This is a genomic window from Paenibacillus sp. NAIST15-1 (assembly GCF_001894745.1).
In the GTDB taxonomy this organism is placed as follows: domain Bacteria; phylum Bacillota; class Bacilli; order Paenibacillales; family Paenibacillaceae; genus Paenibacillus_B; species Paenibacillus_B suaedae.
The window spans coordinates 769,382-796,189 of sequence record NZ_BBYF01000001.1 but is presented as its reverse complement, the minus strand read 5'-3'; the positions used below and the strand labels follow the sequence as shown (position 1 = coordinate 796,189).

General features: G+C 43.5%; 24 protein-coding genes. 16 read left to right on the top strand and 8 right to left on the bottom strand.

What is annotated here, in order from left to right; all coding sequences use genetic code 11:
- Positions 1 to 803: 803 nt before the first annotated feature.
- The 3 genes from PBN151_RS03530 to PBN151_RS03520 all read right to left on the bottom strand — a co-directional run bounded on the left by PBN151_RS03530 (position 804) and on the right by PBN151_RS03520 (position 3,033).
- On the bottom strand, positions 804 to 2,063 hold the full coding sequence (locus tag PBN151_RS03530; RefSeq protein ID WP_227774337.1) for an MFS transporter: 1,260 nt from the start codon (positions 2,061 to 2,063) through the stop codon (positions 804 to 806).
- Between the two features lie 50 nt (positions 2,064 to 2,113).
- Positions 2,114 to 2,773, bottom strand: a complete 660-nt coding sequence (locus PBN151_RS03525) for a hypothetical protein (protein WP_139295263.1) — start codon at positions 2,771 to 2,773, stop codon at positions 2,114 to 2,116.
- 62 nt (positions 2,774 to 2,835) lie between these two features.
- Positions 2,836 to 3,033 carry a LacI family DNA-binding transcriptional regulator gene (locus tag PBN151_RS03520; protein ID WP_072727678.1) on the bottom strand — a complete coding sequence of 66 codons (198 nt, stop codon included), beginning with the start codon at positions 3,031 to 3,033 and terminating at the stop codon, positions 2,836 to 2,838.
- Positions 3,034 to 3,500: 467 nt separating this feature from the next.
- Here PBN151_RS03520 and PBN151_RS03515 point away from each other — a divergent pair, with 467 nt between their 5' ends.
- Positions 3,501 to 4,145 carry a hypothetical protein gene (locus PBN151_RS03515; protein WP_072727677.1) on the top strand — a complete coding sequence of 215 codons (645 nt, stop codon included), beginning with the start codon at positions 3,501 to 3,503 and terminating at the stop codon, positions 4,143 to 4,145.
- A 78-nt stretch (positions 4,146 to 4,223) separates the two neighbouring features.
- On the opposite strand, the gene PBN151_RS30970 is transcribed toward PBN151_RS03515, so the two are convergent.
- Entirely contained in the window at positions 4,224 to 4,532 is a 309-nt protein-coding gene (locus PBN151_RS30970; protein WP_175560577.1) for a hypothetical protein, read from the bottom strand.
- Positions 4,533 to 4,651: 119 nt separating this feature from the next.
- On the opposite strand from PBN151_RS30970, the gene PBN151_RS31745 reads away from it, so the two are divergent.
- Entirely contained in the window at positions 4,652 to 4,798 is a 147-nt protein-coding gene (locus PBN151_RS31745; RefSeq protein ID WP_227774335.1) for a TnsA endonuclease N-terminal domain-containing protein, read from the top strand.
- A gap of 521 nt (positions 4,799 to 5,319) precedes the next feature.
- On the opposite strand, the gene PBN151_RS30965 is transcribed toward PBN151_RS31745, so the two are convergent.
- Positions 5,320 to 5,487: a hypothetical protein gene (locus PBN151_RS30965; RefSeq protein WP_175560597.1), complete on the bottom strand. Its 168-nt coding sequence runs from the start codon at positions 5,485 to 5,487 to the stop codon at positions 5,320 to 5,322.
- Positions 5,488 to 6,639: 1,152 nt separating this feature from the next.
- Here PBN151_RS30965 and PBN151_RS03505 point away from each other — a divergent pair.
- The 5 genes from PBN151_RS03505 (at position 6,640) to PBN151_RS03485 (ending at position 12,628) form a co-directional block, all read left to right on the top strand.
- On the top strand, positions 6,640 to 7,878 hold the full coding sequence (locus tag PBN151_RS03505) for a saccharopine dehydrogenase family protein (RefSeq protein WP_072727676.1): 1,239 nt from the start codon (positions 6,640 to 6,642) through the stop codon (positions 7,876 to 7,878).
- Position 7,879: 1 nt separating this feature from the next.
- Complete coding sequence (gene nspC / locus PBN151_RS03500; protein ID WP_072727675.1) at positions 7,880 to 9,007, top strand: carboxynorspermidine decarboxylase; 1,128 nt, start codon at positions 7,880 to 7,882, stop codon at positions 9,005 to 9,007.
- Positions 9,008 to 9,134: 127 nt separating this feature from the next.
- Positions 9,135 to 10,610 carry an aminotransferase class I/II-fold pyridoxal phosphate-dependent enzyme gene (locus tag PBN151_RS03495; RefSeq protein WP_072727674.1) on the top strand — a complete coding sequence of 492 codons (1,476 nt, stop codon included), beginning with the start codon at positions 9,135 to 9,137 and terminating at the stop codon, positions 10,608 to 10,610.
- 337 nt (positions 10,611 to 10,947) lie between these two features.
- Positions 10,948 to 11,874 carry a DUF2268 domain-containing putative Zn-dependent protease gene (locus tag PBN151_RS03490; protein WP_072727673.1) on the top strand — a complete coding sequence of 309 codons (927 nt, stop codon included), beginning with the start codon at positions 10,948 to 10,950 and terminating at the stop codon, positions 11,872 to 11,874.
- Positions 11,849 to 12,628, top strand: coding sequence for a MerR family transcriptional regulator (locus PBN151_RS03485; RefSeq protein ID WP_072727672.1), 780 nt, complete (start codon positions 11,849 to 11,851; stop codon positions 12,626 to 12,628). Before PBN151_RS03490 ends, PBN151_RS03485 begins: the two co-directional genes overlap by 26 nt.
- Positions 12,629 to 12,803: 175 nt before the next feature.
- Here PBN151_RS03485 and PBN151_RS03480 read toward each other — a convergent pair whose 3' ends face one another.
- On the bottom strand, positions 12,804 to 14,240 hold the full coding sequence (locus PBN151_RS03480; protein ID WP_072727671.1) for an aminotransferase-like domain-containing protein: 1,437 nt from the start codon (positions 14,238 to 14,240) through the stop codon (positions 12,804 to 12,806).
- A gap of 188 nt (positions 14,241 to 14,428) precedes the next feature.
- Between PBN151_RS03480 and PBN151_RS03475 the strand changes: the two genes are divergently transcribed.
- The 3 genes from PBN151_RS03475 (at position 14,429) to PBN151_RS03465 (ending at position 16,397) form a co-directional block, all read left to right on the top strand.
- On the top strand, positions 14,429 to 15,370 hold the full coding sequence (locus tag PBN151_RS03475; RefSeq protein ID WP_072727670.1) for a DMT family transporter: 942 nt from the start codon (positions 14,429 to 14,431) through the stop codon (positions 15,368 to 15,370).
- Positions 15,367 to 15,801, top strand: a complete 435-nt coding sequence (locus tag PBN151_RS03470) for a PaaI family thioesterase (protein ID WP_072727669.1) — start codon at positions 15,367 to 15,369, stop codon at positions 15,799 to 15,801. Before PBN151_RS03475 ends, PBN151_RS03470 begins: the two co-directional genes overlap by 4 nt.
- Positions 15,802 to 15,914: 113 nt before the next feature.
- Positions 15,915 to 16,397 carry a GNAT family N-acetyltransferase gene (locus PBN151_RS03465; protein WP_072727668.1) on the top strand — a complete coding sequence of 161 codons (483 nt, stop codon included), beginning with the start codon at positions 15,915 to 15,917 and terminating at the stop codon, positions 16,395 to 16,397.
- 145 nt (positions 16,398 to 16,542) lie between these two features.
- On the opposite strand, the gene PBN151_RS03460 is transcribed toward PBN151_RS03465, so the two are convergent.
- On the bottom strand, positions 16,543 to 17,163 hold the full coding sequence (locus PBN151_RS03460; protein ID WP_072727667.1) for an NAD(P)-dependent oxidoreductase: 621 nt from the start codon (positions 17,161 to 17,163) through the stop codon (positions 16,543 to 16,545).
- A 112-nt stretch (positions 17,164 to 17,275) separates the two neighbouring features.
- Positions 17,276 to 18,172 (bottom strand): LysR family transcriptional regulator, encoded by an 897-nt coding sequence (locus tag PBN151_RS03455; RefSeq protein WP_072727666.1) that lies wholly within the window; start codon positions 18,170 to 18,172, stop codon positions 17,276 to 17,278.
- A 126-nt stretch (positions 18,173 to 18,298) separates the two neighbouring features.
- Between PBN151_RS03455 and zwf the strand changes: the two genes are divergently transcribed.
- The 6 genes from zwf to PBN151_RS03425 all read left to right on the top strand — a co-directional run bounded on the left by zwf (position 18,299) and on the right by PBN151_RS03425 (position 26,695).
- Positions 18,299 to 19,822: a glucose-6-phosphate dehydrogenase gene (zwf, locus tag PBN151_RS03450; protein WP_072727665.1), complete on the top strand. Its 1,524-nt coding sequence runs from the start codon at positions 18,299 to 18,301 to the stop codon at positions 19,820 to 19,822.
- Complete coding sequence (gene tkt, locus PBN151_RS03445) at positions 19,800 to 21,794, top strand: transketolase (protein ID WP_072727664.1); 1,995 nt, start codon at positions 19,800 to 19,802, stop codon at positions 21,792 to 21,794. Before zwf ends, tkt begins: the two co-directional genes overlap by 23 nt.
- Before the next feature lie 40 nt (positions 21,795 to 21,834).
- Entirely contained in the window at positions 21,835 to 22,497 is a 663-nt protein-coding gene (gene fsa / locus PBN151_RS03440) for a fructose-6-phosphate aldolase (RefSeq protein WP_072727663.1), read from the top strand.
- A gap of 134 nt (positions 22,498 to 22,631) precedes the next feature.
- On the top strand, positions 22,632 to 24,053 hold the full coding sequence (gene gndA, locus PBN151_RS03435) for an NADP-dependent phosphogluconate dehydrogenase (protein WP_072727662.1): 1,422 nt from the start codon (positions 22,632 to 22,634) through the stop codon (positions 24,051 to 24,053).
- Between the two features lie 255 nt (positions 24,054 to 24,308).
- Positions 24,309 to 25,952, top strand: coding sequence for a sensor histidine kinase (locus PBN151_RS03430; RefSeq protein ID WP_072727661.1), 1,644 nt, complete (start codon positions 24,309 to 24,311; stop codon positions 25,950 to 25,952).
- Complete coding sequence (locus tag PBN151_RS03425; RefSeq protein WP_072727660.1) at positions 25,949 to 26,695, top strand: LytR/AlgR family response regulator transcription factor; 747 nt, start codon at positions 25,949 to 25,951, stop codon at positions 26,693 to 26,695. Before PBN151_RS03430 ends, PBN151_RS03425 begins: the two co-directional genes overlap by 4 nt.
- Positions 26,696 to 26,808 lie beyond the last annotated feature (113 nt).

Genomic DNA, 26,808 nt, shown 5'->3' with positions numbered 1-26,808 from the left:
CCATGGCTTAGTGTTCAAGATGTTCCCTCGCAAGGGAGAGCGACTCGCGGCATAGGTTGGACTACTGGCCGACGACACGAGCTTTTTTCCGATACCCCTTCTGGATTATTCAGAAGGGGTATCGGATATTCGAGAGCAATTTTCACTCCCCCCACTTGAAGAAACTTTGATGATAGCTGTCCAAAGAAAATAAAGCTTTATACTTAATAATTATGTTGTAGACTAGTAAAAAAATAAAAATGTAGACTGAGATAATAAAGAATGAGACTGACGGTACTCAATTAAGCCTCCTCGATATGATTCAGTTTCCTCACCCAGACTTAACGATCAGCTCTTCTAATAGACGCTTGGCCAACCATTTGTTCGTCAAATCGTTAAATATAAGGCTTAAGGTTGCTATGGATGGAGCCTTTCGATCAGTCAAAGTCTGCACTGGTAACGAAAGCGAAGATCCATGTCAAAAAGGTAACGCAGAACAGTGAATGTAACATGTTCTCTAGCGGTGCAGCAAGCAGCACATAAAGTTGCCTACAATGACCACAGGTATCTCGAAGCGAGTTTTTCTCAATACTTTGGTATAGGGGTGTAAGTCAATGGAGTTAACAAAGATAGGCAATCTTTCTTTGGATTCAAGTTTTTAAAGCACTTTAAAGGAAAATGGACGTTTTGGATTATATAGTGTTCCTCTCGCGGTCTTCTAGTTCCATAACTTTATAATTACTCTAATTCTAGGAGGAGTCCCTTTTGTTCAGAAATCCTTAGTCTAGAAAGGAGCACTGTTTATGCAAAATGCTCTTTAAAGTTTAATTATATTCTCTGATATTTTTTAACCATATAGAAGAAATGCCACCGAATACCAGAAGCATACATCCAATTACAAACATCACTGAATCGGAACCATAGAGATCAGCGAAATAAGAAGCTAAGCCTAAGCCTAAGGAAGGAGCGACACTCATTAACGAACCTAATATTCCAAAAACTCTACCTTGGAGTTCTTCAGATACTTCGAGCCTTAAGATTATATTTATTAACATCGTGCAAAACGAAAACATGAATCCTATTAATAAGATAATGGGAATAGCGACCAAAACTGAGGAAGAAAAAGAGAGAAATATGTAACCGGGTCCCATCAGCAATAGATTTATTATTACGAACTTACCTCTTTTTATTAATTTTGATCCAAAAACTACGATTATCCCCGCCCCTAACATATATCCCATAGGAATCGAGGATTCAATTAAACCAAATTGAAAAGGATCTGCATTCCATACTTTAACAGCCATGACTTGAGTTAACATAAGCGAAGACATAAAGAACAGCGCGAGTACAGGTGAAAGTATAGTAACCGCTTTTGCAAAAGGATCCTTCCAAATATAACGGAATCCAGTGATTAGGTCCTCATTAAATTTCTTTTTTTCAGACTCTTTGTAAGTTGGAGTTGGAAATGAACCAGCAATAAAAATTAAAGCGAATGAAATAAGAAATGTTAAACCATCGAAGATGATAGCCCAAACCCCACCGAAGGCTGTAACGAAAATGCCTCCAACTGCAAACCCCACTATTCTTGAAATGTTTTCAGAAATATTCATCAATCCAACAGCTCTCTGAATATGTTCTTTGCCAACGATATTGACAAGTGATGCATGAAAAGCTGGAGAGTGAAATAAACCTATAGCTGTTACAAGCCCAGTTAGAATAACAATAATGAAAATAGGGATATTTGGGACGGATATGCAAAAGGCGGCGATTAATACAAACCCGCATCTATTTAGATTCGAGATTAGCATAATTTTCCGACGATTAAATCTGTCAGCGACTGTACCTGCAATTGGACCGAGTAGCGAACTTATAACGAGGTTAGTCACAAGAACAACAGTCATCATCTTCGCACTACCAGTCTTAGTTAATATCCATAGGTTTAGTGCGATATTGTGAAAAGAATTGCCGAATAAAGAAAGCGTAAAGGCCATAAGCAATAAGTTGTATTGTCTGTTTTTCCAAAGAGTAGGGAACGAATTGACAGCAGCTTGTTCGGACTCTCTTACAGAAATTTGTGTATGCACGTAGATTACCCCCCCCCCCCTGAACTTAAACGTTTAAGTGATTAAAAAAATTAATTATTTACTTTAAGAAAATATTTATTTTCGTTCTGTGTGTTGTATGCAACATTTTTTAGTATATCTTCCATCTTACGAAATGATACGGAGGATTTATCCTCTTGGAATGTAATCTTTCGTGTCTTGTTTGATAATATTTCTGGGCAACTACAGGTACAAATAACTGTCAAACTAGTAAAATGATTTAATTTTTCGACATGGTTACCGATAAATTCGTTTATAACAATTGCATGTTCATACATATTCTGTTTCAATAGAGTTTTTAAATCTGGAAGAGTGTTTACAGTGAAAATGGCTTCAACCGCTATGTTTAAGCTTTTCTGAATATAACTGACCAAAGAATTGTTATTATAACTCTCCATTATTAAACAATACGGGGTTTGGATCGTACTAGCGGCCAATTGTAATGCTGATTGATAATCGTATGTGACCTGCTTAAAGAGTTTATCCTCGATAAGGCTATCAATAACGATTAATGGAATTCCTTCAACGAATTTGGAAGATATGCTATAGAACATGTCGTCTTTAACATTAATAAGAAAGACAGCATCCAAGCTTCTCTCTATGATGACATCTAGTGAGGGATTCGACAAATCCAAAGAAACTAGCAGAGTGTGATATCCAGCATTTGTGATCAAGCCCTCTAAGCTGTTCACAATTGAATAGTGGTTCGCCCTTTTCCAATAAGGCATGTAAGAGTCTTTATTGATAAGAATACCTACCAAACCTGTTTTTTTCTTGCAAGCGAACGTGCTGTCAAGTTAGGAGTATAATCGAGTTCTTTGGCGATTTGAGTAATTTTACATCTTGTGGATTCAGGGATGGTTTGATTATCGACATTATTTAATACATAGCTTACTGTCGCAACTGAAACATTAGCCCTTTGAGCAATATCTTTCATAGTAGGCTTTTTCATTTGATTTCTCACCTTATTGTAATTATTTTCTCAAAGGTTAACATTTTATAAACAAATATGTCAATATGACTGTAGAAGAGTGTCACTTAACGAATGAAGTGTTTTTATATCAAAATATAAATAAAATGGTTGTAAGTTCGAATAGGTTTGGTGTAGTATAATTTTACCATTAACTTAAGCGATTAAGTTTGTGGAGTGATATTACTTTTCAGGAGGTTTTTAAATTAACTAAAGTAGTTTTGATGAACGAACATTGGGGGTAATCTTTCCCCCTACGATGTGTTGCCAACTGCACTTTAATTATTACGCCACAGAGGAGAGATCGATTTAAAGTTTTGGACTGTTCAACATAGAAATGTAGCAAGAATTCTTTTCGAAAAACAAACTTATTCTCCTGATTTTAATATTCCACATCCTTCTAATAAGTATGGAAGCATGAGGATATAAAATAGCAAAGGGGATATTAAATGGTAAGTGAAATAGAATTATTCGAAAAAGAGTCTCAGGAATTCAAACCTTTTAAACACTTTATTTCACGCATTCAAGTAATGCGGAAAGAATCCAGCTATGGGGCTGAAGTTGCCTCAAAATGGACTGATATTTTAAACCAAACTCTTCTAGATGAAACTTACCCAGTGATACATCCCATTGGTCAGGAGACATTCTCGTTATATGCAGAGTTCACGACTGGGGTATTTGAGTATACCTTAGACATAGACGGGGCTACTACATTTATAAAAGAAAAAAACATTAAACCCATAAAGACTTCTCCATCGAATATAATTGAAGCTGTTGACCAAGGTAACATAAATAAAGACCCAAACCGAATAAAACCCAATCATAAAAATCCTGTAATGGTACTTCAGAGTCGATATTTAACCAACAACAAACCTTATTGTATCAATGGAAACCATCGTATATTTGAAGCATATAGAAATAATGATGAACAAATAGAAATTTATGTTTTTAAAGATTTGGAGTTTGTTCCTTTCTTTTATGACGTTCTAAGTAAAGCAACATATTTTTTAGAGATTGATTACCATAATGTTGTTAATGATAAAAGATATTTATTGCATAACGAAAATGGTGCATTTGCAAATGAATTTAAGTAGATACGTTTCTTCAACTAACGGGTGCTTTAATTGAAGATTCGAATCCAGAAATAATCAATCTTTTTTATAAAAATCAAACTAGATAAATAAAGAACCAACTGTTTGATCAAACTTTGTTTCAAAACAGTTGGTTTCTTTCGTATATAAAATCAGCATTTGCAACTTACTTTTAATCGAACTTTGTTCAAAAGCTACATTATTTTGTGGATTTAAAATAAAGTCGCGACGTTTATAAAAAAACTGCGAAGCTTTGCCCCTTTGGATATGATTATCTAAAGGGGTGTTTTTGTGTCGAAAAGAAAAAGAACATCTAAAATTGATAAGTGGATTAAAGAGGGTCGAGGAACTGGCAGTGGGGCAGAATATCAGCCTTGGCTTAAAATTCAAGATGTTTCCTCATTAGGTCGGTCAACAAGATTAAAAGGTATAAAAACTGGCAGACAATGGACTTTTTATTAACAGTTGATAAGGGGCAAGGTGTATTTGAAGTCGCTCATACTATATAAATGAAAGATAAGCTGTTAGAAGAACGTGTGTTAGAGAAGTTTGAAATTGAACGGGAATATTGGAAGCGAAGAAGCATTAATTGGGCAACTGTAATAGAGGAGGAAATTCATAAGATAATGGTTAGAAATATTAAATTGTATCTATGATTTTTTTGATACCCGCAGCTATGATGTATATCAAGAAATGGGTGACCAAAATATTGAGGATTTATCCATGTCTCTTATGAATCGCCTATTGAATAATTCACGAAGTATCCGTGAAATTACTAATGAGTTTGATACAGATACACACTTACCTTTGGAAGTGGCGTTACACTATTTTATCACTTACTTGCAAGATTGATTTAGAGCAAACAATTGATATTAAGTGTATTGATGAAGGTAATTTAGAGAAGGTGAAATACGGATGATTTATATTAATCAAGTGTTTCAATATGTGACCGATTCGACATTAACACTTGCTACGGAAATAGTATCCCTACCAGTATACAATGATGAATATCCAGCTAGAGCGTACGGTTCCGACTTCTTAGTTTAGTTTTTTTATTGTAAAAATATGAATATACGGATTGGGGAGTTTATAAGGGCAAAGTCTAAGCGTGATCCAAAAACAGTAGAATTAGCTAATAGAATTATAGAACAATAGCCCGTAAAAAAGACCTGATTTCTCAGGCCTTATCGCTTTCACAATATCCATGTACAGCTTTCCAATGATTATTTTCACATACTAAATAATAGTCACCAGTAGTACAAACTCTTTCTCCCTCATTTGTACAATATTTTCCCTCTGCCGGGTCAGTGTGGTGGTGGGGATCTCTTTGCTTTTCATTGTTCATGTTTTGTCACCTCCTGATATTTATATTCTACTTAATTTGTTTATTTATTAAGGAAATAAATGTTATATATCTTCAGACTGCCCGGTGATCCTATGCTTGAACATCTTCATTATTCTTTTTACCTCCATTATATCGAGTATATCGAGCAACCAAACTCGATTGGTCTTGCGTGATTCTTGTAAAAGATTTCATCGGATACCTCAGTTGCTATTAATAACTGGGTAGCAATCTTTCTAGCTTCTTCCTTAGTAAGCCTGAATCCCACGGAATCCGGATTCATCCTTATTAGGGTAAACATTTTTCACCTGAAAGCTGCCTAATAACCGCTTATTCTTCAATGAGCGTGGTCGAAGCATGAATCCGTTTTGATCAATGTTTTATTAAAATGGATTCTTTTTATTTACGAAAAATATAGGTTAATGGGGGGGATTTTTACATGGGAAATTTATACCAGCGTAACTGTCATAAAGTGCAGTGTGGATTGGTGAAGCTGGCTGCCAAGTACCACTGTCTTTTCACTTGGCACCGGGAAGCAAGATATTCAAAACATAGATTTAGTCAAATTTATGCACATATGTCCATGATTAGTTGTCAACGTATGCAGGAAAGACGCTTTGATTTTTTTGAAATTTCTTCTTGATCATTAATTCCGATCCTGCTATTATGAAGAAGCATTAATTTTGGAAAGCGAATATTCAATATATATGTAGGATCTTTCCAAGCAGATAAACTTTGACCACTTCCTCTCTGGAAGTTAAGGCCATACGGACAGCCGGGTCAAATGCCGACTGGCAACTTTTCGTTGCCTTATTGATTGAGTTAAAAGCTCAAATTTTATAAGTTGGTTACTTTACAACCAGTGCAATACGCACACAACTTGTGAAACGGTCAATAAGAGTGGTAAAGGCATTATTTGCTATATAGACTCTGATCCTAACAAAATATATTTGAATATAAGAGCTCTTCCATGAAACGATGAGTCCTAGGGGTGACTGATAAGCACGCTAGGAGTTTGTTCTGTCATGTTTATTGGGAATATCTTATTTTTTAAATATATCAAGCAAGTGTGATGCGCATGGTGCGTGTTTCACTTGCTTTTTTTGTTGCCGTTTTTACAGTGAAAAAAATTGAATTCGGTGAGGAGATTGAAAAATGGGAAAAGCACTAATCATTGGCGCCGGTGGCGTAGCATCTGTAGCAGTTCATAAATGCGTTCAAAACAGCGAGGTCTTCGAAGAAATCTGCATCGCCAGCCGTACGAAGTCCAAATGCGATGATCTGAAAGCCAAACTGGACGGCGGCAAAACGAAAATTACAACCGCACAGGTTGATGCCAATAACGTTGAAGAGCTGATCGCTCTGATTAACGAAGTCAAACCGGATATCGTGATGAACTTGGCTCTGCCTTACCAGGATTTGACGATCATGGATGCCTGCCTGGCTACCAGAACACATTATATGGATACGGCAAACTATGAGCCGGAAGATACGGCGAAATTCGAATACAAATGGCAGTGGGAATATCGGGAACGCTTCGAAAAAGCAGGAATTACAGCACTGCTCGGCAGCGGATTCGACCCTGGCGTAACCGGCGTATTCTCGGCTTATGCGTTGAAACACTACTTTGACGAAATCGAATATATCGACATTCTGGATTGCAATGGCGGGGATCACGGTTATCCTTTCGCAACCAACTTCAACCCGGAAATCAATATCCGAGAAGTGTCTGCCAATGGCCGCTACTGGGAAAACGGGGAATGGATCGAAACAAAACCGATGGAAATTAAGCGTGAATATAACTTTGCAGAAGTCGGCCAAAAGGACATGTATCTGCTGTACCATGAAGAGCTCGAGTCTCTTGCGCAAAACATCCCTGGTCTGAAACGCATCCGTTTCTTCATGACTTTCGGCCAAAGTTATCTCATGCATTTGAAGGCGCTTGAAAACGTAGGAATGACCTCCATCGAACCAATCGAATACGAAGGAAAACAAATCATTCCGCTTCAATTCCTGAAGGCTGTACTTCCGGATCCGTCCTCCCTTGGACCTCGTACAGTAGGCAAAACGAACATCGGCTGTATCTTCAAAGGGAAGAAAGACGGCCAAGACAAGACGTACTATGTCTACAATGTTTGCGACCACCAAGAGTGCTATAAGGAAGTGGGCTCCCAAGCCATCTCCTATACAACGGGCGTTCCTGCCATGATCGGCGCGGCGATGATCCTCACCGGCAAATGGAACAAACCGGGCGTATACAATGTCGAAGAGTTCAATCCGGATCCATTCATGGAGGAGCTGAACAAATGGGGACTTCCATGGGTAGAAGACTTCAACCCTGTGCTGGTTGACGCCTTGCCTGAGGAAGCTAAAGAGCCGGAGCTCGTTCGTTAAGATGCGGTTCGAGGAATTACCGACACCCTGTTTTGTAGTCGATGAAGCACTCATCGAGAAAAACCTGAAAATATTGAACGGCGTTATGCAGCGTACGGGAGCCAAAATTGTACTGGCGCAAAAGGCTTTCTCCATGACTGCGATGTATCCGCTCATCGGAAAATACTTAAGCGGTACGACCGCGAGCGGATTATTCGAAGCACGACTGGGTCACGAAGAAATGGGCAAAGAAAATCATGTCTTTGCCCCTGCTTACCGTGAAGATGAGATCGATGAGATTATTTCCATTTGCGACCACATCATCTTCAATTCCTTCTCCCAGTTGGAAAAGTATAAAGCGAAGGCTCTTGCTGCTGGCAGAAAAATTGGCCTTCGTATCAATCCGGAATGTTCAACGCAAGTGGGGCATGAGATCTATGATCCTTGTTCGCCGGGATCAAGATTTGGCGTCAAACGGGAGGATTTCCAGCCGGAACTGCTGGAAGGCGTTTCGGGGTTGCACTTTCATACCCTTTGCCAACAGAACTCGGACGATTTGGAGACCACGCTGAATGCGGTTGAAGACAAGTTCGGACCTTGGCTGCCGCAAATGGAATGGATCAATTTCGGCGGCGGTCACCATATCACGAGAGAAGACTACGATATCCGGAAGCTCGAAGCTTGCATAACGCGAATGCAAAATAAATACGGCTTGGAAGTATACCTCGAACCCGGAGAAGCCATCGCGCTTAACGCGGGCTATATGGTCACTTCCGTGTTGGATATCCATCGCAACGGCATCGAGATTGCAATCGTGGACACGTCGGCTACCTGTCATATGCCGGATGTTCTGGAAATGCCTTATCGTCCACCTCTGGTCGGTTCGGGCGAATTCGGGGAGAAGCCATACGCTTACCGACTCGGTGGTCCGACCTGCCTTACGGGCGATGTCATCGGAGACTATTCCTTCGATCAGCCTCTCAAGAGCGGCGACAGATTAGTTTTTGAAGATATGGCGATCTACTCCATGGTCAAAACCAATACCTTCAACGGCATGCCGCTGCCGGCCATCGCCGTGCAGGAGAAGGATGGGAATTGCCGCGTCGTGCGCGAGTTCGGTTATCAGGATTTTAAGATGAGACTAGCTTAATGAATAACGGGAATTAAGCGTGAATATAACTTGGCTGAAGTCGGTCAAAAGGACATGTATCTGCTATTCGGCGTAAAATGGAAAGATTTCGAGCCGGAACTGCTTAGAAAGGTTGTGACAGCATAAAATGGACCACCGTAACACGCCGCTATTTACAGCTCTGAAAGAACATGCGGCGAGCAATCCCGTACAATTTCATATTCCCGGTCATAAAAAGGGCGTAGGAACTGACAGTGAGTTCAGAGAGTTTATAGGCGATAGTGCCCTATCCATAGATTTGATTAACATTGCGCCGCTGGATGATCTCCATCAGCCTACCGGTGTTATTGAAGAAGCGCAGAAGCTTGCAGCCGACGCATTTGGCTCAGATTATACTTATTTCAGCGTACAGGGGACGAGTGGTGCCATAATGACCATGATTTTGTCTACATGCTCGCCTGGGGACAAAATTATCGTACCACGCAATGTGCACAAATCGATCATGTCCGCCATCATTTTCTCCGGCGCGAAGCCAGTATTCATATCTCCGGTTCGCGACGAGAATCTTGGAATCGATCACGGCATTACAACCAAATCCGTACAGCGTGCACTGGATCGCCATCCGGATGCTAAAGCGGTTCTGGTTATTAACCCGACATACTTCGGCGTATGCGCCAATCTGAAGGAAATCGTCGATCTTGCCCACAGCCGCCATGTTCCAGTGCTCGTAGACGAAGCGCATGGGGTACTTATCCATTTCCATGAGGATCTGCCGATGTCCGCTATGGAAGCCGGTGCGGATATGGCCGCAACTAGTGTGCATAAGCTTGGGGGTTCTATGACACAAAGCTCGGTTCTCAACCTGAATACAAAAAACGGCTATGTGAATCCTCAGCGCGTGCAGACAATCATCAGTATGCTGACAACAACTTCTACTTCATACGTGCTGCTTGCATCATTGGATACATCCAGACGCAATCTAGCGATTAACGGCCATGACATGGCGCAAAGAACGATTGATCTTGCCCAAAAAGCCCGCCGCAGCATTAATGAAATGGAAGGTCTGTACTGCTTCGGGGAAGAAATCCTTGGGGACGAGGCCACCTTTGATTATGATCCGACCAAACTCACCATCCATGTCCGCCATCTGGGCATTACAGGCTTTGAAACGGAAAACTGGCTGCGTGAGCATTATAACATTGAGGTCGAGCTCAGCGATATGTACAACATCCTCTGCCTGGTAACCCCGGGCGACAATGAGGAAACGGTGTCGGTACTGCTTACAGCTCTCCGTGAGCTAGCTGGAACGTATTACAACGTGAACACTGCAAATGAGCTAATCGTGAAGATCCCGGAAATTCCTCATCTCTCCCTGATTCCAAGGGATGCATTTTACGGAGATACCGAAGTCATTCCGTTCAAGGAATCAGCCGGTCGAATCATTGCCGAGTTCATATATGTCTATCCGCCGGGTATTCCAATCCTGCTGCCGGGCGAAGTGATCTCCCAGGACAACATCGATTACATTGTCGATCATGTGGATGTGGGGCTTCCGGTGAAAGGGCCGGAAGATCGGTACATCCAAAATGTCAAGGTGATCGTGGAAACCGACCCGATCTCCTAAATCTGCGTACCTTACGCGTCGAGCGCACCACGAAGTGCCGTCAATGCAAGTCTGGTCATTTGATTGAAGGAATTTCTAAGTGAGTTTTCAATAGAATATGTTAAGAGCGTGTTTTGAACAATCTTTTTTCAAAACACGCTCTTTTTTTGTTGTTCTTTTATCAAGGTTATTAATATTAATGGTGTCCGAAGGAACTGAAAAAATAAAGTGTTAGACTGCCTTGGCCTCACTAAGCAATACCAGGATAGTTTGATAAATATATTTGATCCAAAATACTTGACTATGACGTTACGTCATAGTGCATAATTCTCACTATAAATAACTAGGGGTGAGAGATATGAACATAAAATCAATGCGTTCAGATTATATTTATCAAAAAGTTGCTCAAGCATCGCCCGAGGAAAAGCTTGAATTATTCAGAAACGAAATGATGGCTCCCTTTATGAGAAAATGGGAAATCCAACAGATTCCTTTTAAAGCTGATGAACCGCATGGGTTTGATGTTATTATGTTGAATAGTATGATGAATCGATCCCCAGATCAGATTACTCATCAGATTTTACCTGAGATAGAGTTGATTTCGTCAGATTCTTTTTGGTTAGAGTGTGAGCACGCTGTTAAGAAAAGCCTTCGTCTATTTATAGAACATGAAATAAGCCTCCCCGTATCCGATTATTTGTTTACCATTCAGCTAGGGAATCCGGGAAGTCGTTCCTTAATGTTAAGCGAAGGATATAGCGGCGATGGGGGGATTCCTGGTTTTATCATGTGTACACTTGTGCCAAATGAGTACACGATTCCTCGAATGAAGGCTGCGCTGGCGCACGAATGCAACCATAATGTGCGATATCAATTTATTCAGTGGGATCACACCATTAATTTGGGCGAACTAATTGTAAGTGAAGGATTGGCTGAAAACTATGCTACGTTCTTGTTTGGAGAAGAATTGCTCGGCCCTTGGGTAACGAAAACAAACGCAGAAACACTTAACAGGCGTATAAAGCCTGTGCTTAGAGAGCAATTGCAATTAACTGGGTTTGATCAATTTGCTCCGTATCTTTATGGTGACGAGATCGCAAAGCTTCAAAACTTTAAACCGGTCAATATGCCTTATAGCGCTGGCTACGCTTGCGGATATTATCTAATCCAATATTATTTAAGAGAAACAGGAAAAACGATCTTTGAGGCAACAATAACGCCAGCTGCTCAAATACTAGACGAAATAAAAGGATTTTGGGATGAAGAAACCATTATTAGCTGTTAAAGATATTGTTCAGATTACAGGCATTACAGCTCGGACTCTGCATTATTACGATAGAATCCATTTATTTAAACCGTCACACCTGACGGAAAACGGGTATCGCCTATATGATCGAAGCAGTTTAGAAAAACTTCAAACCATTTTGTTCTTAAAGGAAATGGATTTATCTTTGAAAGAAATAGCGGATATTTTAAAGCTGACCAAGGAAGAACAGAAACAGTTACTAAAGAAACAGAGACAAATCTTATTATCGAGAAAACAAAGACTAGAAACAATCATGGATGCTCTCGAAGAATACGTTTCGGGGAATGATGTTAGTAATTTGCATATTTTCAACAATTCTTCCGTTTTGCCATTGAAAGAACAATACGCAAATGAGGCGAGATTCATTTATGGTGAAACAGAGGCATACAAAGTGTTTAATGAAAAGTTGGAAAAATTATCACTAGATGAAAAAGAGAAATGGTCTTATGAATTTGAACAATCCATGGAAGAAATATTCAAAAAAATTGCGTCTTGTATCAATCAGTCTCCTTCCTCCGTTGAGGTGCAACGATTAATCGAAGAGTGGAAGAAAAGTCTAATGCAAGTCATGACATGTGATTCGGAGTTACTGGCTTGCATTGCCAATACATACAAATTCGATACACGATTCAAAAACTACATTAATCAATATAGCAATGAGGATTTAGCAGATTTTCTATACAGTGCAATTATGCATAATATTAATCAGTTGAACGTCTCTCATTTGTCCTAAGGTCGAATGGCATGTTGTAGCTTTAGGAGATAATTTGAGTAGTTTTAAATGATAAACTGGATATAGTGTGGAAAAATCTCATCGTTAACTAAAAAGAGCAACTCCATTTTGATCAATCTTTTTCAAAATGGAGTTTTTGCTTTGTTGTTAAATAATGATTAAGGTAATTATTTTGTTATTGTTTCTTAGATGAACGGCTATCCCCGTGTGATAATTCGACAATCTTCTGGATGCCTTCTCTCAATAGCTGCTCATTCAGATAGGAATAGCTGAGGCGTATCCATGATTTGTACTCCTTGAGCGGATCGCAAATCGCTCCGGGTACAAAGGTGATTGATTGGTTTATGCATGTACGGAGTAAACGTTCAATCTCCACCGTTTCCGGAAGCTTCACCCATAAGTTGAATCCGCCTGCAGGGGAGTTCCATTGCCAGTCGGTAGCGGACAACTCCTGTTCTACGATATCCTTGCGAACCGCAAGCGCAATGCGAAGCTTCTCCATATGCTGCTGCAGCCGCTCGGAGAAAAAATAATGCAGGAAAATTTTCTGATTCACCAAAGGCGTCCCGCTGTCCGACAACAATTTGGCTTTTATCAGGTAGTTCATGATGGAAGGGCGGCACGCAACGATGGCGATGCCGAGGCCCGGAGCGATATATTTGCTGAAGCTGCGAAGATAGATGACCCATCCTGCCGTATCGTAAGCAAAAAGAGGCCGTGGAGGTTCTTCGCCAAAATAAATGTCGCGGTAAGGATCGTCCTCTAGTAGCAAACATTGATACCGCTCGGCAAGCTCAACGAGCCTTTTCCTTTGTTCGGCGGGTACGACATAGCCTGTTGGACTTTGAAAAGTGGGATTCAGATAAAACAGCCGCGGCTTGTAGGCTTGCATCAGTTTCTCTACCTGCTCCAAATCGTAGCCGTACGGGTGAATCTCAACCGGAACGATAGCTGCGCCTTGTCTTCTGAAAATATCAATTGCCGTGCTGTAGGTAGGACGCTCCAACATAACGGCATCTCTCGGCTTGACCAGTGCTCGGGCAACCAAATCCATGGCCTCCTGCGATCCACAAGTGATCAACAATTCGTCTGCTGACAAGTGAAACCGGTGGCAATCGGTAAAGTAACGGCACAATGCAACCCGCAGCTCCTGGTCTCCTTGCACGGTAAAGTAGGTGCCGAGCATTTTGGGATACAAATCGAACACTTGCTTCACATATTCCGAAAAATAAAGATTAGGGAGCAGGTTCGGATCGAGCAGCGATTTTGACAGTACATATTCGGCTTGCACCTGATGAATTTCAGAAAGATGGCTCTCATGCACGTAAGCGGATATGATCGGATTATGCAGCGAATCCGTAGGAAGACTGCCGTTCAGTCTCACATAATAGCCGGATTTGTCCTTCGCTTCAACGATCCGATTTTCCTTTAATAGCTGATAGGCTTTATAGACTGTCAGTCGATGTACATTGAATTCCATCGCCAGCGAGCGGATGGAGGGGAGTTTCTCATGCGGCTTCCATTCTCCGCGACGGATTCGATCCAGAATATAGTCATAGATTTGTTCAAACAGTTTGCCTGCATATCCGCTTGAAAGAACTTTTTTTCCCATATGTTTTGCCCCCAGGCCCATTAACCCGAAATTCGCACTTGCGCGTGTGTCTCTATTATACAGGGAATTCCTTCCTTCTGTTCTGGTCTTATCGATCTGTTCTGTTCACCTTCGTTTATGATGAAAAAAGAGGAGACTAATCAATTCTGCTGGAAAAACCACGACGCTCATGAAAGAAGGTTCTAGGAATGAACAGAAACACTATATTAACGGGTATCACCTATTGTTTGATTCCTGTGCTGGCGTGGGGAGGCATGTTTCCCGTCATGCAAGTTGCCTTGAAGGTTCTCGATCCGTTCTATTTCACGACGATTCGCTACATTTGGGCTGGCCTCATTCTTTTGGGAATGCTGATCGTTTTCGAAGGGAAGGACGTGCTCCGATTGGAGGGACAATCGTGGAAATTATTATTTTTTGGCGCTGTAGGGTTTTCAGGATTCGGCTTTCTTACCTTTGTCGGACAACAGCTCAGCGGATCGTCAGGCGCAATCATTGCCTCCGTTATCATGGCGTTAATGCCACTAATGACGACATGCGTAAATTGGGCTGTGCATAAAAGCAAACCCAAGCTATCTACTTTTGTTTCAATTATCATTGCGCTTTCAGGCGCGCTGCTGGTCATAACGAATGGAGATTCCTCCCTAATCGTACAGACCAAAGAGCACATTGGCGCCAGTCTGCTGATTATGCTCGGTGCTCTATGCTGGGTCATTTATACGTTGGGTGGCAGTAAATTTGTAGGCTGGTCGCCGCTTCGTTACACTGCTATGACAACATGCTTCGGAGCCTTGATGAATATTTTAATCGTGCTGTCGGCAACGGTTTTCGGAGCCTTGACGATGCCAAGCGCGAAGATGATCGGAAGCGCAGGGGCGGAACTGCTGTATATGATCCTGATCGCAGGCGTACTTGCCGTGCTCACATGGAACGTCGGCAATAAAATGTTGAAGCCGGAGAACGGCATGTTATTTATGAATATCGTCCCTGTTACGACAGTCACGATCAGTGCCCTCCAGGGAGTTGAAGTCGGAAGATTGCAGTTGGCAGGGATATTCATCGTGATCATCGCTCTAGTGATGAATAATTTGTTCCAGAGACAGAGGAAAGAAGCGGGTGAATATGCAAAATGACCATTCTTGAGCATTATCGGAGAGTGCTGAACGGAGAATTGGAGCAGTCTCCCGTTGAGAGCCTTATGGGACTGAAGTTAATTAGCGTAGAAGAGGGCGAGGCCACGTATGAAATGCAGGCTTCGAAACAACACGCGAATCCGCAAGGCACATGCAACGGCGGCATCATCGGCATTCTTGCCGACATGGCCATGGGGATTGCCTACGGCTCTACCTTGCAAGAAGACGAAACCTTTACCACGATCGAGATGAAAGTAAACTTTTTTAAACCTGTATGGAAATCCAAAATAAAGGCTCATGCTACGCTGTATAAGCGAGGACAGACCATCGGGTTTATCCACTGCGATATTACTGACGAGAACGGTAAACTTATCGCTCATGCCTCAAGCACTTGTATGACGTTAAGGGGCGATAAGGCGCAAGGCAGGTAGGCCACAAGACATGCCCATGAAATGAGAAGCGATGGCTTTAATGACTCGCTGTGTATCTGATGACAGGATAGGTGCAGTAGGCGACGAACCTTTACAAGAGGAGGGAACTTAGCATGCTTGAAACAGTGCTCACGCTTACTTCAATGCAGACTCCCGAAGAAGCTCGGGCCTTCAAAACACTTAACGAAGAATGGATTGCCCGAATCTTCACCATCGAAGAGGCGGATCGGGCAATCCTCGATAACCCGGTGGAGAACATCGTGAATAGAGGAGGAGACGTGCTCATCGCACGCGATAGCGATTCGATCGTCGGATGCGTTGCACTTGTGCCGACTGGTGCTGGGGTGTTCGAGCTCTCAAAGATGAGCGTTATACCCGAGTTACGAGGACGTGGATACGGACGGAGAATCATCCATGCCGCCATTAACCGTGCTCGCGTACTTGGCGCAACATCGATCTTTTTGGGCAGCAGCACCAAGCTGCCGGACGCCATTCATCTTTACGAATCGGTTGGGTTCAAGCGCGTTCCTGTCGAGCAGATCGGACCCATGCCCTATGTAAGAGCGGATGTGTTTATGGATCTGGAACTAAAGTGAATACGGAGACAAAATTAACATTGGTAAAAAAGAGTGGAACCATATAATTGTGCCGACCAAATAAAATTACAGATCGGCACAATTTTTTTCTTGTGGAAACCTATTACTACCATAAAAAAACTAGTCAACGGCTTTGGGACGGTATTTAATAAGCGATGCCGACACGGCTATTCTCATATCCTTCTTTATTTATCAAAGACCAGGCAAAATGAGCAGTATCCCCCACTGTAATTTTCGATCCGTTCAATGGCAGCACATCTACCTCTGTTCGGTACATGCCCGTTCTTTCGCCATTGATTAAATGGGTAGGACAAATAATCGTCCAGCATAGCCCACTATTTTTTAAGGCTAGATAAGCAGCTAAATGATCTTCGGCAGCTGTGGTACTTCTTCTTTTTGATTCTTCCGATTGGAACCGATAGATCTTCGGATTAGTGCGAGCTTGTAAAATACCCGCTGTTCCAATTGTAACGATTCGGCTTATCCCCTCTTTTTTCATATGTGTAATAATGGTTTGCATACTTTTCGACAACGTGCCATTCCCATCTGTTCCAAGAGCACTTATAACGATATCAACTTCCTTTAACGCCTTCTTCACATCATGTTCATCTAATACATTTCCCTCGATGATCTGTAGATTCCTATGCGAAACTGCAAGCTTATTCTGATCACGCACTAAGACCGTAATATCATGCGAATCGTGTAATGCTAGTTTCAGCAGCTCTGATCCAACTCTCCCAGTTGATCCCAATATACATATTTTCATTTTTCCTTCTCCCTTACTCTCTATTCTTTCTTTAAAAGTGGTAGAGACCGTTGGTTCATGCCATGGGCCAGATGATGAAGACCTTGCAAAGCAAAGCAGCATCTGAATGTGCCTATTTTGATAGCGGACACGTTTGAATCATCTCAATAAACCCGCATGCTGCCATGGAAAGCGGCATGTTGCGCATAATCATAATCCCCACGTGAGATGGCGGCAGCCGCACGTCCAATTGAATCTCGAAGAGGGTACCCTCCTCCAGCTCTTTCGACACAAATTCTCTCGTCACGTATGAAATTCCGAGTCCTTTTCGAGCAAACTCGATGAGAAGATCCACGCTTCCGACCTCAATTTTAGGTGCGAGCTTATAGCCGTAGCTTTGAAATAATTCCGTAATGGTCATTCGTGCCCTGCTATTGCGCGAGAACAGGATAATTGGGTACTGGAGCAGCATATCCAGCGTTAAAACCGCATCCTTGAGCTCGGCATAACGTGTCCCCGCTACGAAGCATTCCTGCAACTGGAAAGTCTCCCTCACTTCAAGTTGGGTATCGACGATAGGCATACGGATGACGCCTAAATCAATTTTCCCTTCTTTTAAGAAGGAGATGATTTCCGGCGTAGTTCCATGATTCAGGTGAAGTCTGATCCCGGGATGCTTCTCATGAAAGTCCTCCAAGTACGGGAGCAAATAATGCTTGAACAGCGAATCGCTTCCGCCAATCCGCAGCTCGCCGCTGTCCAGATTTTTAAGTGCTTCCATTTTTTCTTCGGCCAGCGATATTAAGATCTGTGACTGCTCAATATAGGAATACAGGATGGTGCCCTCTCTCGTCAGCCCAACGCCCTTGGAATTCCGGTAAAACAAAGTGACGCCGAAGCTGTTTTCAAGCTGTTTGATGGCGTGGCTGACGCTAGGTTGGGTTAGGTATAAGGCTTTGGCAGCCTGAGTCAAGCTGCCTGTCTTCGCAGCCCAATAAAAAACCTTGTACAATTCGTAATTTATACTCATAGATGTGGTCTATAGCTCCTGTGAAATATATTTATTACTTGTATAGATGATATTCGTATTATAGTGGAACTACGAAATAGAAACCAGAGCTTGATTAAGAGAGCGCTGCTTGAAGGAGAGAGAAACATGGAGCCGACCACTTTTGTTTTGTTTGGAGCGACAGGGGATTTAGCCAAAAGAAAAATATACCCTGCCCTTTACAACTTGTATATCGATCGGAAGCTGCCACAATCATTCTCCTTATTTGGTCTTGGGAGAAGAGAACTGTCTGATGAATCGTTTCAGGCAAATGTCGAGCAGTCTATCCGTACTTTTTCCAGACGCGAAGCGAACAATTCTGCGCTAATCAAAGAATTTGTGAGCTTATTCCGTTACAGCGTTCTTCATATAGATCGCAAAGAAGATTATAGGAAGCTGCTGCAACTGATTGAACAGAGGGAAGAAGAGCTGCAGATTCCACCGAATCGCCTGTTTTATTTATCTGTCGGACCTGAATTTTTTGAAACGATCACAGCGAGCATTAAGGAAAGCGGGCTTGGTTCCGCGAATGGCTGGAAGCGTCTCGTGATCGAGAAGCCTTTCGGCCATGATTTGAAATCTGCTCGCGAATTAAATCAGCAACTGAGCAAATCTTTTTCGGATCATGAAATTTTCCGAATCGATCATTATCTCGGCAAGCCGCTAATCCAGAAGCTTGAGATTTTGCAGCAAAATCCGGTTCTTAATGCCTTATGGACGAATCGTTATATTGCCAACGTGCAAATTACGGCAAACGAGACCGTCGGCGTAGAAGAAAGAGCGGGTTATTACGATCATGTAGGTGCCGTAAGAGACATGTTCCAAAACCATATGCTGCAATTACTGATGATGCTGACAAGTCATCTTCCAATCAACAGCGACTCGGAAATGGTGGCCTATAAGAAGAAAAAGGTGATGGAAGCTGTCGAGCCGTTGCGAAAAGAGGAAGTGAGCGCGAGCATTATCCGCGGGCAGTACAAAGCAGGAACCATTCAAGGTAAGCCGGTAATTGGCTATATCTCCGAACCAGGTATCGCATCTACTTCTATGAACGATACGTTTATAGCCGCTAAATTGGAGATCAATGATTTCTTTTGGCGCGGCGTTCCTTTTTATATCCGTACAGGCAAACGAATGAAAGAGAAATCAACGCGGATTGTAATTGAGTTCAAGGATCTGTTGACGAAGTCCTCACAGGCAAATACAGAAGGAAAATCGCCTAACCTTCTGGTATTTGAAATTAGTCCTAACGAGGGCATTACGCTGCAATTAAATACAAGAGATCCTTTGCATAAAGGGGAGTTCAAGCCCCTTCAGATGAACTTTCATGAGAGCAAGGGCGATGTTCCCGAGGCTTACGAAAATTTGATTTACGATGCATTGCAAGGAGATCCTACGTTCTTCGCACATTGGGATGAAGTCGAATTGTCGTGGCAATGGGTTCAACCGATCCTGGAAGCATTCGAAGAGAATCTGGTTCCACTTCATCGGTATGAAGCGGGTACTTATGGACCTGCCGAATCCGATGCGTTGTTGGCGCAGGACGGCTATCATTGGTGGTTCGATGACAAATCAGAAGGAAATATTAAAGCGGAAGAAGGAGAACAATATGCTTACCAAGGAAACCATTGATCAATTATCCATCGATACGATCCGAACATTGTCTATCGATGCTATCAACCGTGCCAATTCCGGTCATCCGGGGCTGCCGATGGGAGCGGCGCCGATGGCATACGCCCTTTGGTCCAGACTGTTAAATCACAATCCCAGCCATGCCAAATGGTTTAACCGCGACCGCTTCGTTCTTTCTGCGGGTCACGGATCTGCCTTACTCTACAGCCTGCTGCATTTGTCGGGATATCAGGTGTCGCTTGACGATTTAAAACAGTTTCGCAAGCTGAACAGCAAAACGCCAGGGCATCCCGAATATGGGCATACAGATGGCGTAGAAGCGACAACTGGACCTCTGGGACAAGGGTTGGCGATGGCAGTGGGGATGGCGATGGCTGAAGCACATTTGGCCTCGAAATTCAATCAAGACGGATTCCCAGTAATCGATCATTATACGTATGCGCTTGTGGGAGACGGCTGCTTGATGGAAGGAATCTCTTACGAGGCGATGTCCATGGCAGGACATATGAAGCTTGGAAAGTTAGTCGTATTGTATGATTCCAACGACATCTCGTTGGACGGAGAGCTTAATCTCTCCTTCGGCGAAAATATGCAAAAAAGAGCGGAATCGGCCAGTTGGGAATATATCCGGGTCGAGGACGGCAATGATATTTCCCAGATTACCGAAGCGATCGCGGCAGCTAAGCAAAATGATGCCCAGCCGACGCTTATCGAAATTCGGACGATTATCGGTTACGGCAGCAAGGTAGCGGGAACGAACAAAGTACACGGCAATCCACTGGGCAAAGAAGAGGCGAAGGCGACCAAGGAAGCTTACGGCTGGAAGTATGAGGAAGAGTTCGCTGTTCCGGAAGAAGTCAAAGCGCATTTCGAGCAGTTGAAACGCAAGGGCGAGGCCAAAGAAGAAGCGTGGAACAAATTGGTCACTGCCTATAAAGCGCAATATCCTGCGGAGGGTAAGGAGCTTGAGCAAGTCATCGACGGCTCCGTGTCGATTGAGGCCGCGGATATCCTTACGTTCGACACTTCCAAATCGATTTCTACCCGTGTAGCAAGTGGCGAAGCGATAAATCATTACGTAAAAACCGTTCCTTCGATTTTTGGAGGAAGTGCGGATTTATCGCATTCGACGATGACGGACATCAAAGGAGAGCAAAAGTTTGCGGTGGAGTCTTACTCGGGACGCAATATCTACTTTGGCGTCCGTGAGCACGCTATGGGTGCAGCCGGCAATGGCATGGCCCTGCATGGAGGTGTAAAACCATTCGTAAGCACCTTCTTCGTATTCAGCGATTATTTGCGCCCGTCTATTCGTTTGGCTGCACTGCAAAAACTGCCTGTGATTTATGTGTTTACCCATGATTCCATTGCTGTTGGGGAAGATGGACCTACGCATGAACCCGTCGAGCACTTGGCTGCGCTGCGCACCATTCCAGGACTTACGGTCATTCGTCCGACCGATGCCAATGAAACGGCAAGCGCATGGGCGTATGCTCTACAGCAAAATGAAGGCCCGGTAGCCTTGGTGCTAAGCAGACAAAATCTGCCTGTATATGAAGCGACCAAGGCCAATGTTGAAGGGGTAGCCAAAGGCGCTTATGTCTTGAGCGAAACGGGCGGTCAGCCGGATGTCCTCCTAATCGGAACCGGCTCCGAGGTTTCTCTGGCCATGAACGCCAAGGCGGAGTTGGAGCGGGGCAATATTTCCGTACGCGTCGTTGCCATGCCGAGCAGAGAGCTGTTCGATCGTCAACCCGATGAGTACAAGCAGAGTGTTCTTCCTAATTCCGTTACGAAGCGGGTGGCCATTGAAGCGGGCATTTCGTTAGGCTGGGATCGTTACACGGGGCAAGGCGGAAAAGTACTGTCGATCGATACATTTGGCGCATCCGGATCTGGTACGGATGTTATGGAATACTTTGGTTTCTCCGTCAATCAAGTGGTTCGCCTTGCGAAGGAATTAATGAATTAATAATAAATTAGCAACAAAATAATGGAGGAGGTACTTACCTATGAAATTCTTTATCGATACTGCAAATGTGGAAGACATCAAAAAAGCATATAAAATCGGCATCTTATCCGGTGTTACGACGAATCCGTCGTTGGTCGCCAAGGAAGGTGTGAAATTTGAAGATCGAATCGCCGAGATTCTGCGGGAAGTACCCGGAGTTGAATCGGTTTCCGCTGAAGTAACGCCTGATGCGATGACAGCTGAAGAGATGATCGCGCAAGCGAACGAACTAATCAAAATCAACAATAATGACAAAAACATCACGATCAAGCTTCCGATGACGCTCGCTGGACTTGAAGCTTGCCGCTACTTGAGCGACAAAGGCGTGAAAACGAACGTGACGCTGATTTTCACTGTGAATCAAGCTTTGCTGGCCGCTCGTGCAGGTGCGACCTATGTCTCGCCATTCCTTGGCCGCTTGGATGATATATCGGAAGACGGCGTCCAACTCGTCACGAAAGTCGCTGAATTGTTCCGAGTGCATAACCTGGATACGCAAATTATCGCGGCATCTGTCCGCCATCCGGATCATGTGACTCGCGTAGCAATGGCAGGCGCGCATATTGCCACGATTCCATTTGCGGTGATCGAACAAATTTCCAAGCATCCGTTGACGGATCAAGGTATGGATAAATTCGCTGCCGATTGGAAAAAAAACAGCTAAGCTTTAAGTTACGCTTAAAATAAACAAGATCAATATGTTTGCGCTGCTGGGTAAGCCTGGTTTCGAAGCGCAGAAAGCCGGGCTCATCAAACGTTTATCTACAAAGAGAGAGAAATGACAGGGAGGGAATTGCAATGAAAAAACAGCAAATCGGCGTGGTCGGCTTGGCCGTTATGGGGAAAAACCTGGCCTTAAATATAGAAAACAAAGGGTTCTCGGTTGCGGTATACAATCGTTCGCCAGAGAAAACGAATGAGCTTCTGGAGGAGGCGCAAGGAAAGAATTTCGTCGGCACGTACAGTGTCGAAGAATTCGTCCAATCGCTCGAGACGCCGCGGAAAATTCTAATTATGGTCAAAGCGGGACAACCGACAGACGATACCATCAATCAGCTAGTTCCTTACCTGAGTCAAGGGGATATTCTTATCGACGGCGGGAACGCCTATTTCCCTGATACGCAAAGAAGAAATAAAGAGCTGCAAGCCAAGGGGTTCCGTTTTATTGGCGCAGGTGTCTCGGGCGGCGAAGAGGGAGCGCTAAACGGCCCCGCGATTATGCCGGGCGGGCAAAAAGAGGCGTATGAACTGGTAGAGCCAATTCTGACCGCCATTTCGGCCAAAGTGAACGGCGATCCCTGCTCGACTTATATCGGAGAAGACGGTGCCGGCCATTATGTCAAAATGGTGCACAACGGCATTGAATACGGCGATATGCAGCTCATCGGCGAAGCGTATCATCTGCTCAAAGATGTATTGAACGTAAATACCGAGCAGCTGCATGACATTTTCTCCGAATGGAACAAAGGCGAACTGGATAGTTATTTGATTGAAATAACAGCCGATATTTTCTCGAAGACTGATCCGGAGACCGGCAAGCCAATGGTGGATGTCATCCTCGATTCGGCAGGACAGAAAGGAACGGGGAAATGGACGAGCCAAAGTGCATTGGATTTAGGAGTTCCATTGTCCATTATTACTGAATCTGTCTTTGCACGATTTATCTCCGCTATGAAAGAAGAACGCGTGGCAGCAAGCAAGCAGCTGAAAGGCCCCGCGGCGTCAAGCTACGACGGCGATCCCAATGAATTCATCGAAGCCGTTCGCAAAGCTTTGTATGCCAGCAAAATCGCTTCGTATGCGCAAGGCTTTGCGCAAATGAGAGCTGCTTCCGACGCGTATAATTGGAATTTGAACTATGGCGGCATTGCGATGATCTTCCGCGGAGGATGTATTATCCGCGCAAGGTTTCTACAAAATATTAAGGATGCATATGACCGGAACCCGGATTTGAAAAACCTGTTGTTGGACGAATACTTCAGTGGGATTATTGCTAACTATCAGGAAGCCTGGAGAAAAGTCGTATCGATCGCCGTAACCAGAGGGATTCCGGTTCCTGCTTTCGCTTCCGCTTTAGCTTATTATGACAGCTATCGGACAGAGAGACTGCCAGCTAATTTGCTGCAGGCACAGAGGGATTATTTTGGGGCGCATACGTTCGAGCGGCTTGATCAAAAGGGAAGCTTTCACTTTCAGTGGATGGAAAATAACGAACAATAAGTGATTTAATATTGTGTAGTAATCCTTTAAACCTTAAATAAAAGAATAATTCAATAGAGTATGTTAAGAGCGTGTTTTGATCAATCTTTTTCAAAACACGCTCTTTCTTTGTGGTTAAGGTTATTAAGATTAATGGGGTATGTAGATTGTTTGATGTATGGATTTGGAACGTGAAAACAGAGCAAACTTTGATAAAATAAACAAACAACAGCTTGAGATAACGGGAGGTAGTTTCCAATAAACGGAGATTTCACAATGCTGCTTCAGCTCTTTGAGCGGGCAGCATTATTGCTCATTATTTTGTTTTTCTTAACTCGTATTCCGAGCTTTAAGCAGATTTTGCAAAAAGAATCGCTGACAACGAAGGAGTTCGCCGTTGTAACGCTTCTGTTCTGCACCTTTGCATTATTCGGTACCTACTCAGGCATTGATGTGGAAGGATCGCTTGTCAACGTACGGATCATCGTGATTACGGCAGGGGGCATCTTGTTCGGGCCTTGGGTCGGTCTTGTTGTGGGCGTGGTGTCCGGAATCCATCGTTATTTGATCGATATCGGCGGGGTCACCTCGATTCCATGTCTTATTACGAGTATTATTGCGGGTCTGGTATCAGGGTATATTCATCTTCGAACACCGAGAGCGAAGCGTTGGTTTATCGGGATTGTTGCCGGAATGGCTTGCGAAGCTTTAACGATGCTGTTGATCATCTTCATGGCGCAGCCTGCAGCATTAGGGATCGAGATTGTATCCAGAATTGCAACACCGATGATTCTCGGGCAATTGAATGTGGGATTGATCATTTTGTTGATTCAGAATGTAGAAAGTGAGCGGGAAGGAATCGCTGCGCAGCAAGCGAAGTTGGCGTTGGACATTGCAAATAAGACCTTACCCTATTTCCGTTCCATCAATACCGAATCCTTGCACAAGATCTGCTCCATTATTAAAGAAGACATTCAAGCTGATGCAGTGGCGATTACGGATGCCTCGAGCGTGCTCGCTTATGTCGGTTTTGGGGAAGACCGCTATCAATTCCGGCATGAAATCATCAGTGATATGACCAAACAGACGATACGGAGCGGGGAGTTCATGATAAGCAACCATGCGTTGGACGATGCGATGCCCGGCATTCAATCCTTGCTTATTATTCCGCTGAAAGAGCGGGAAGAAGTGACGGGGACCTTGAAGATTTATTATCGGAAAGCGCATAAAATTACCTATCCGCTGCAGACTATGGCCGTCGGTTTGTCCCAGATCATCTCGACATTAATGGAAGTTTCTCGTGTGGAAGAGATTAAGGAGATGGCGAATAAAGCGGAGCTCAAGGCGCTGCAGACAACGATTCAGCCTCACTTTTTGTTCAATGCGCTAAATGCGATTGGATCCTCGATCCGAACTAGACCGGATCAAGCGAGGGAACTGATCGTCAATTTATCAGGATACTTACGTTATAATTTGGAGCTAACGGATGAATTGATCGATATCCATAAGGAGCTAGAGCAGGTTCGGAATTACGTAGAGATTGAAAAAGCACGCTTCGGAAATCGGCTGCATGTCGTTTATGATGTGGATGAAGTCGCCGTGAAGATTCCGAGTCTCATCATTCAACCGTTAGTGGAGAATGCGATTGTCCACGGCATATTGAAGGAGAGAGGACCTGGAACGGTCACTATCTATGTCAAAGATACAGAAGAGTACATTCGGATTGGCGTGCGGGATACTGGCGTGGGTATCCGTGAAGATATCATCAATCAGGTGATAGAGGAGCGCGTTCCACCGAATCATATTGGTCTGTTCAATGTGTATAAGCGTGTGAAGCTCATTTTCGGGCATGGTGTTACAATGGAGCGGCTAGATCAAGGAACGAATATCTTTTTTGACATACAGAAGGAGACACGATGAGAGCAATAATTGTGGAAGATGAAGTTTTGGCCAGTGAAGAGCTGGAGTATTTGATTACCAAACATAGCCGCATTGAAATCGTGGAGCGATTCGAAGATGGCCTTGATGTGCTCAAATTTCTGCAGGAGAAGGAAGTCGATGCGATTTTTCTCGATATTAACATTCCATCCCTGGATGGGATGCTGCTCGCGACGAATATCAGTAAGTTCGCGCATAAACCGTATGTTATTTTTACAACAGCGTATAAGGAACATGCAGCCCAAGCTTTTGAACTGGAAGCTTTTGATTATATCTTGAAACCCTACGACGAGAACCGGATTGCCGCGATGCTGCGTAAGCTGGAGACCGCCTTCGAACGGGATGTGCAGCAAGGTGGAAGTTCAAACCCTCCGGACAGCAGGCAGAGATCTGAGGAGAAACGCATTAATCTGTTGAAAAATGATAAGTATATCGTAACGGATAGCGATGACATTTACTACGCGGAAGCACAAGAGAAAGTGACGAACGTATTCACGAAGAGCGGTACCTACACGATGCCGATGAGTATTTCAGACTTTCATGCCATGCTGCCTCAAGATCGATTCTATCGTTGTCATCGTTCCTATACCGTCAATTTGTCTCAAATTCATGAAATCGTTCCATGGTTCAACAATACCTACCTGCTGCGTCTACGTGATATGGATGCCAAAGTGCCCGTCAGCAGAAGTAAAGTTAAAGAATTTAGGCAGTTGATGCATATATAAATGCAGTTCATTCCGCAATCCCGTCATTTCATGTCGCTTATAGCTCGAGAAAGCGTTTTATCTTGTAAGATAAGGGTGTAAAAAGCAAAGCGTAAGAGCTTTCACTTCCCTGC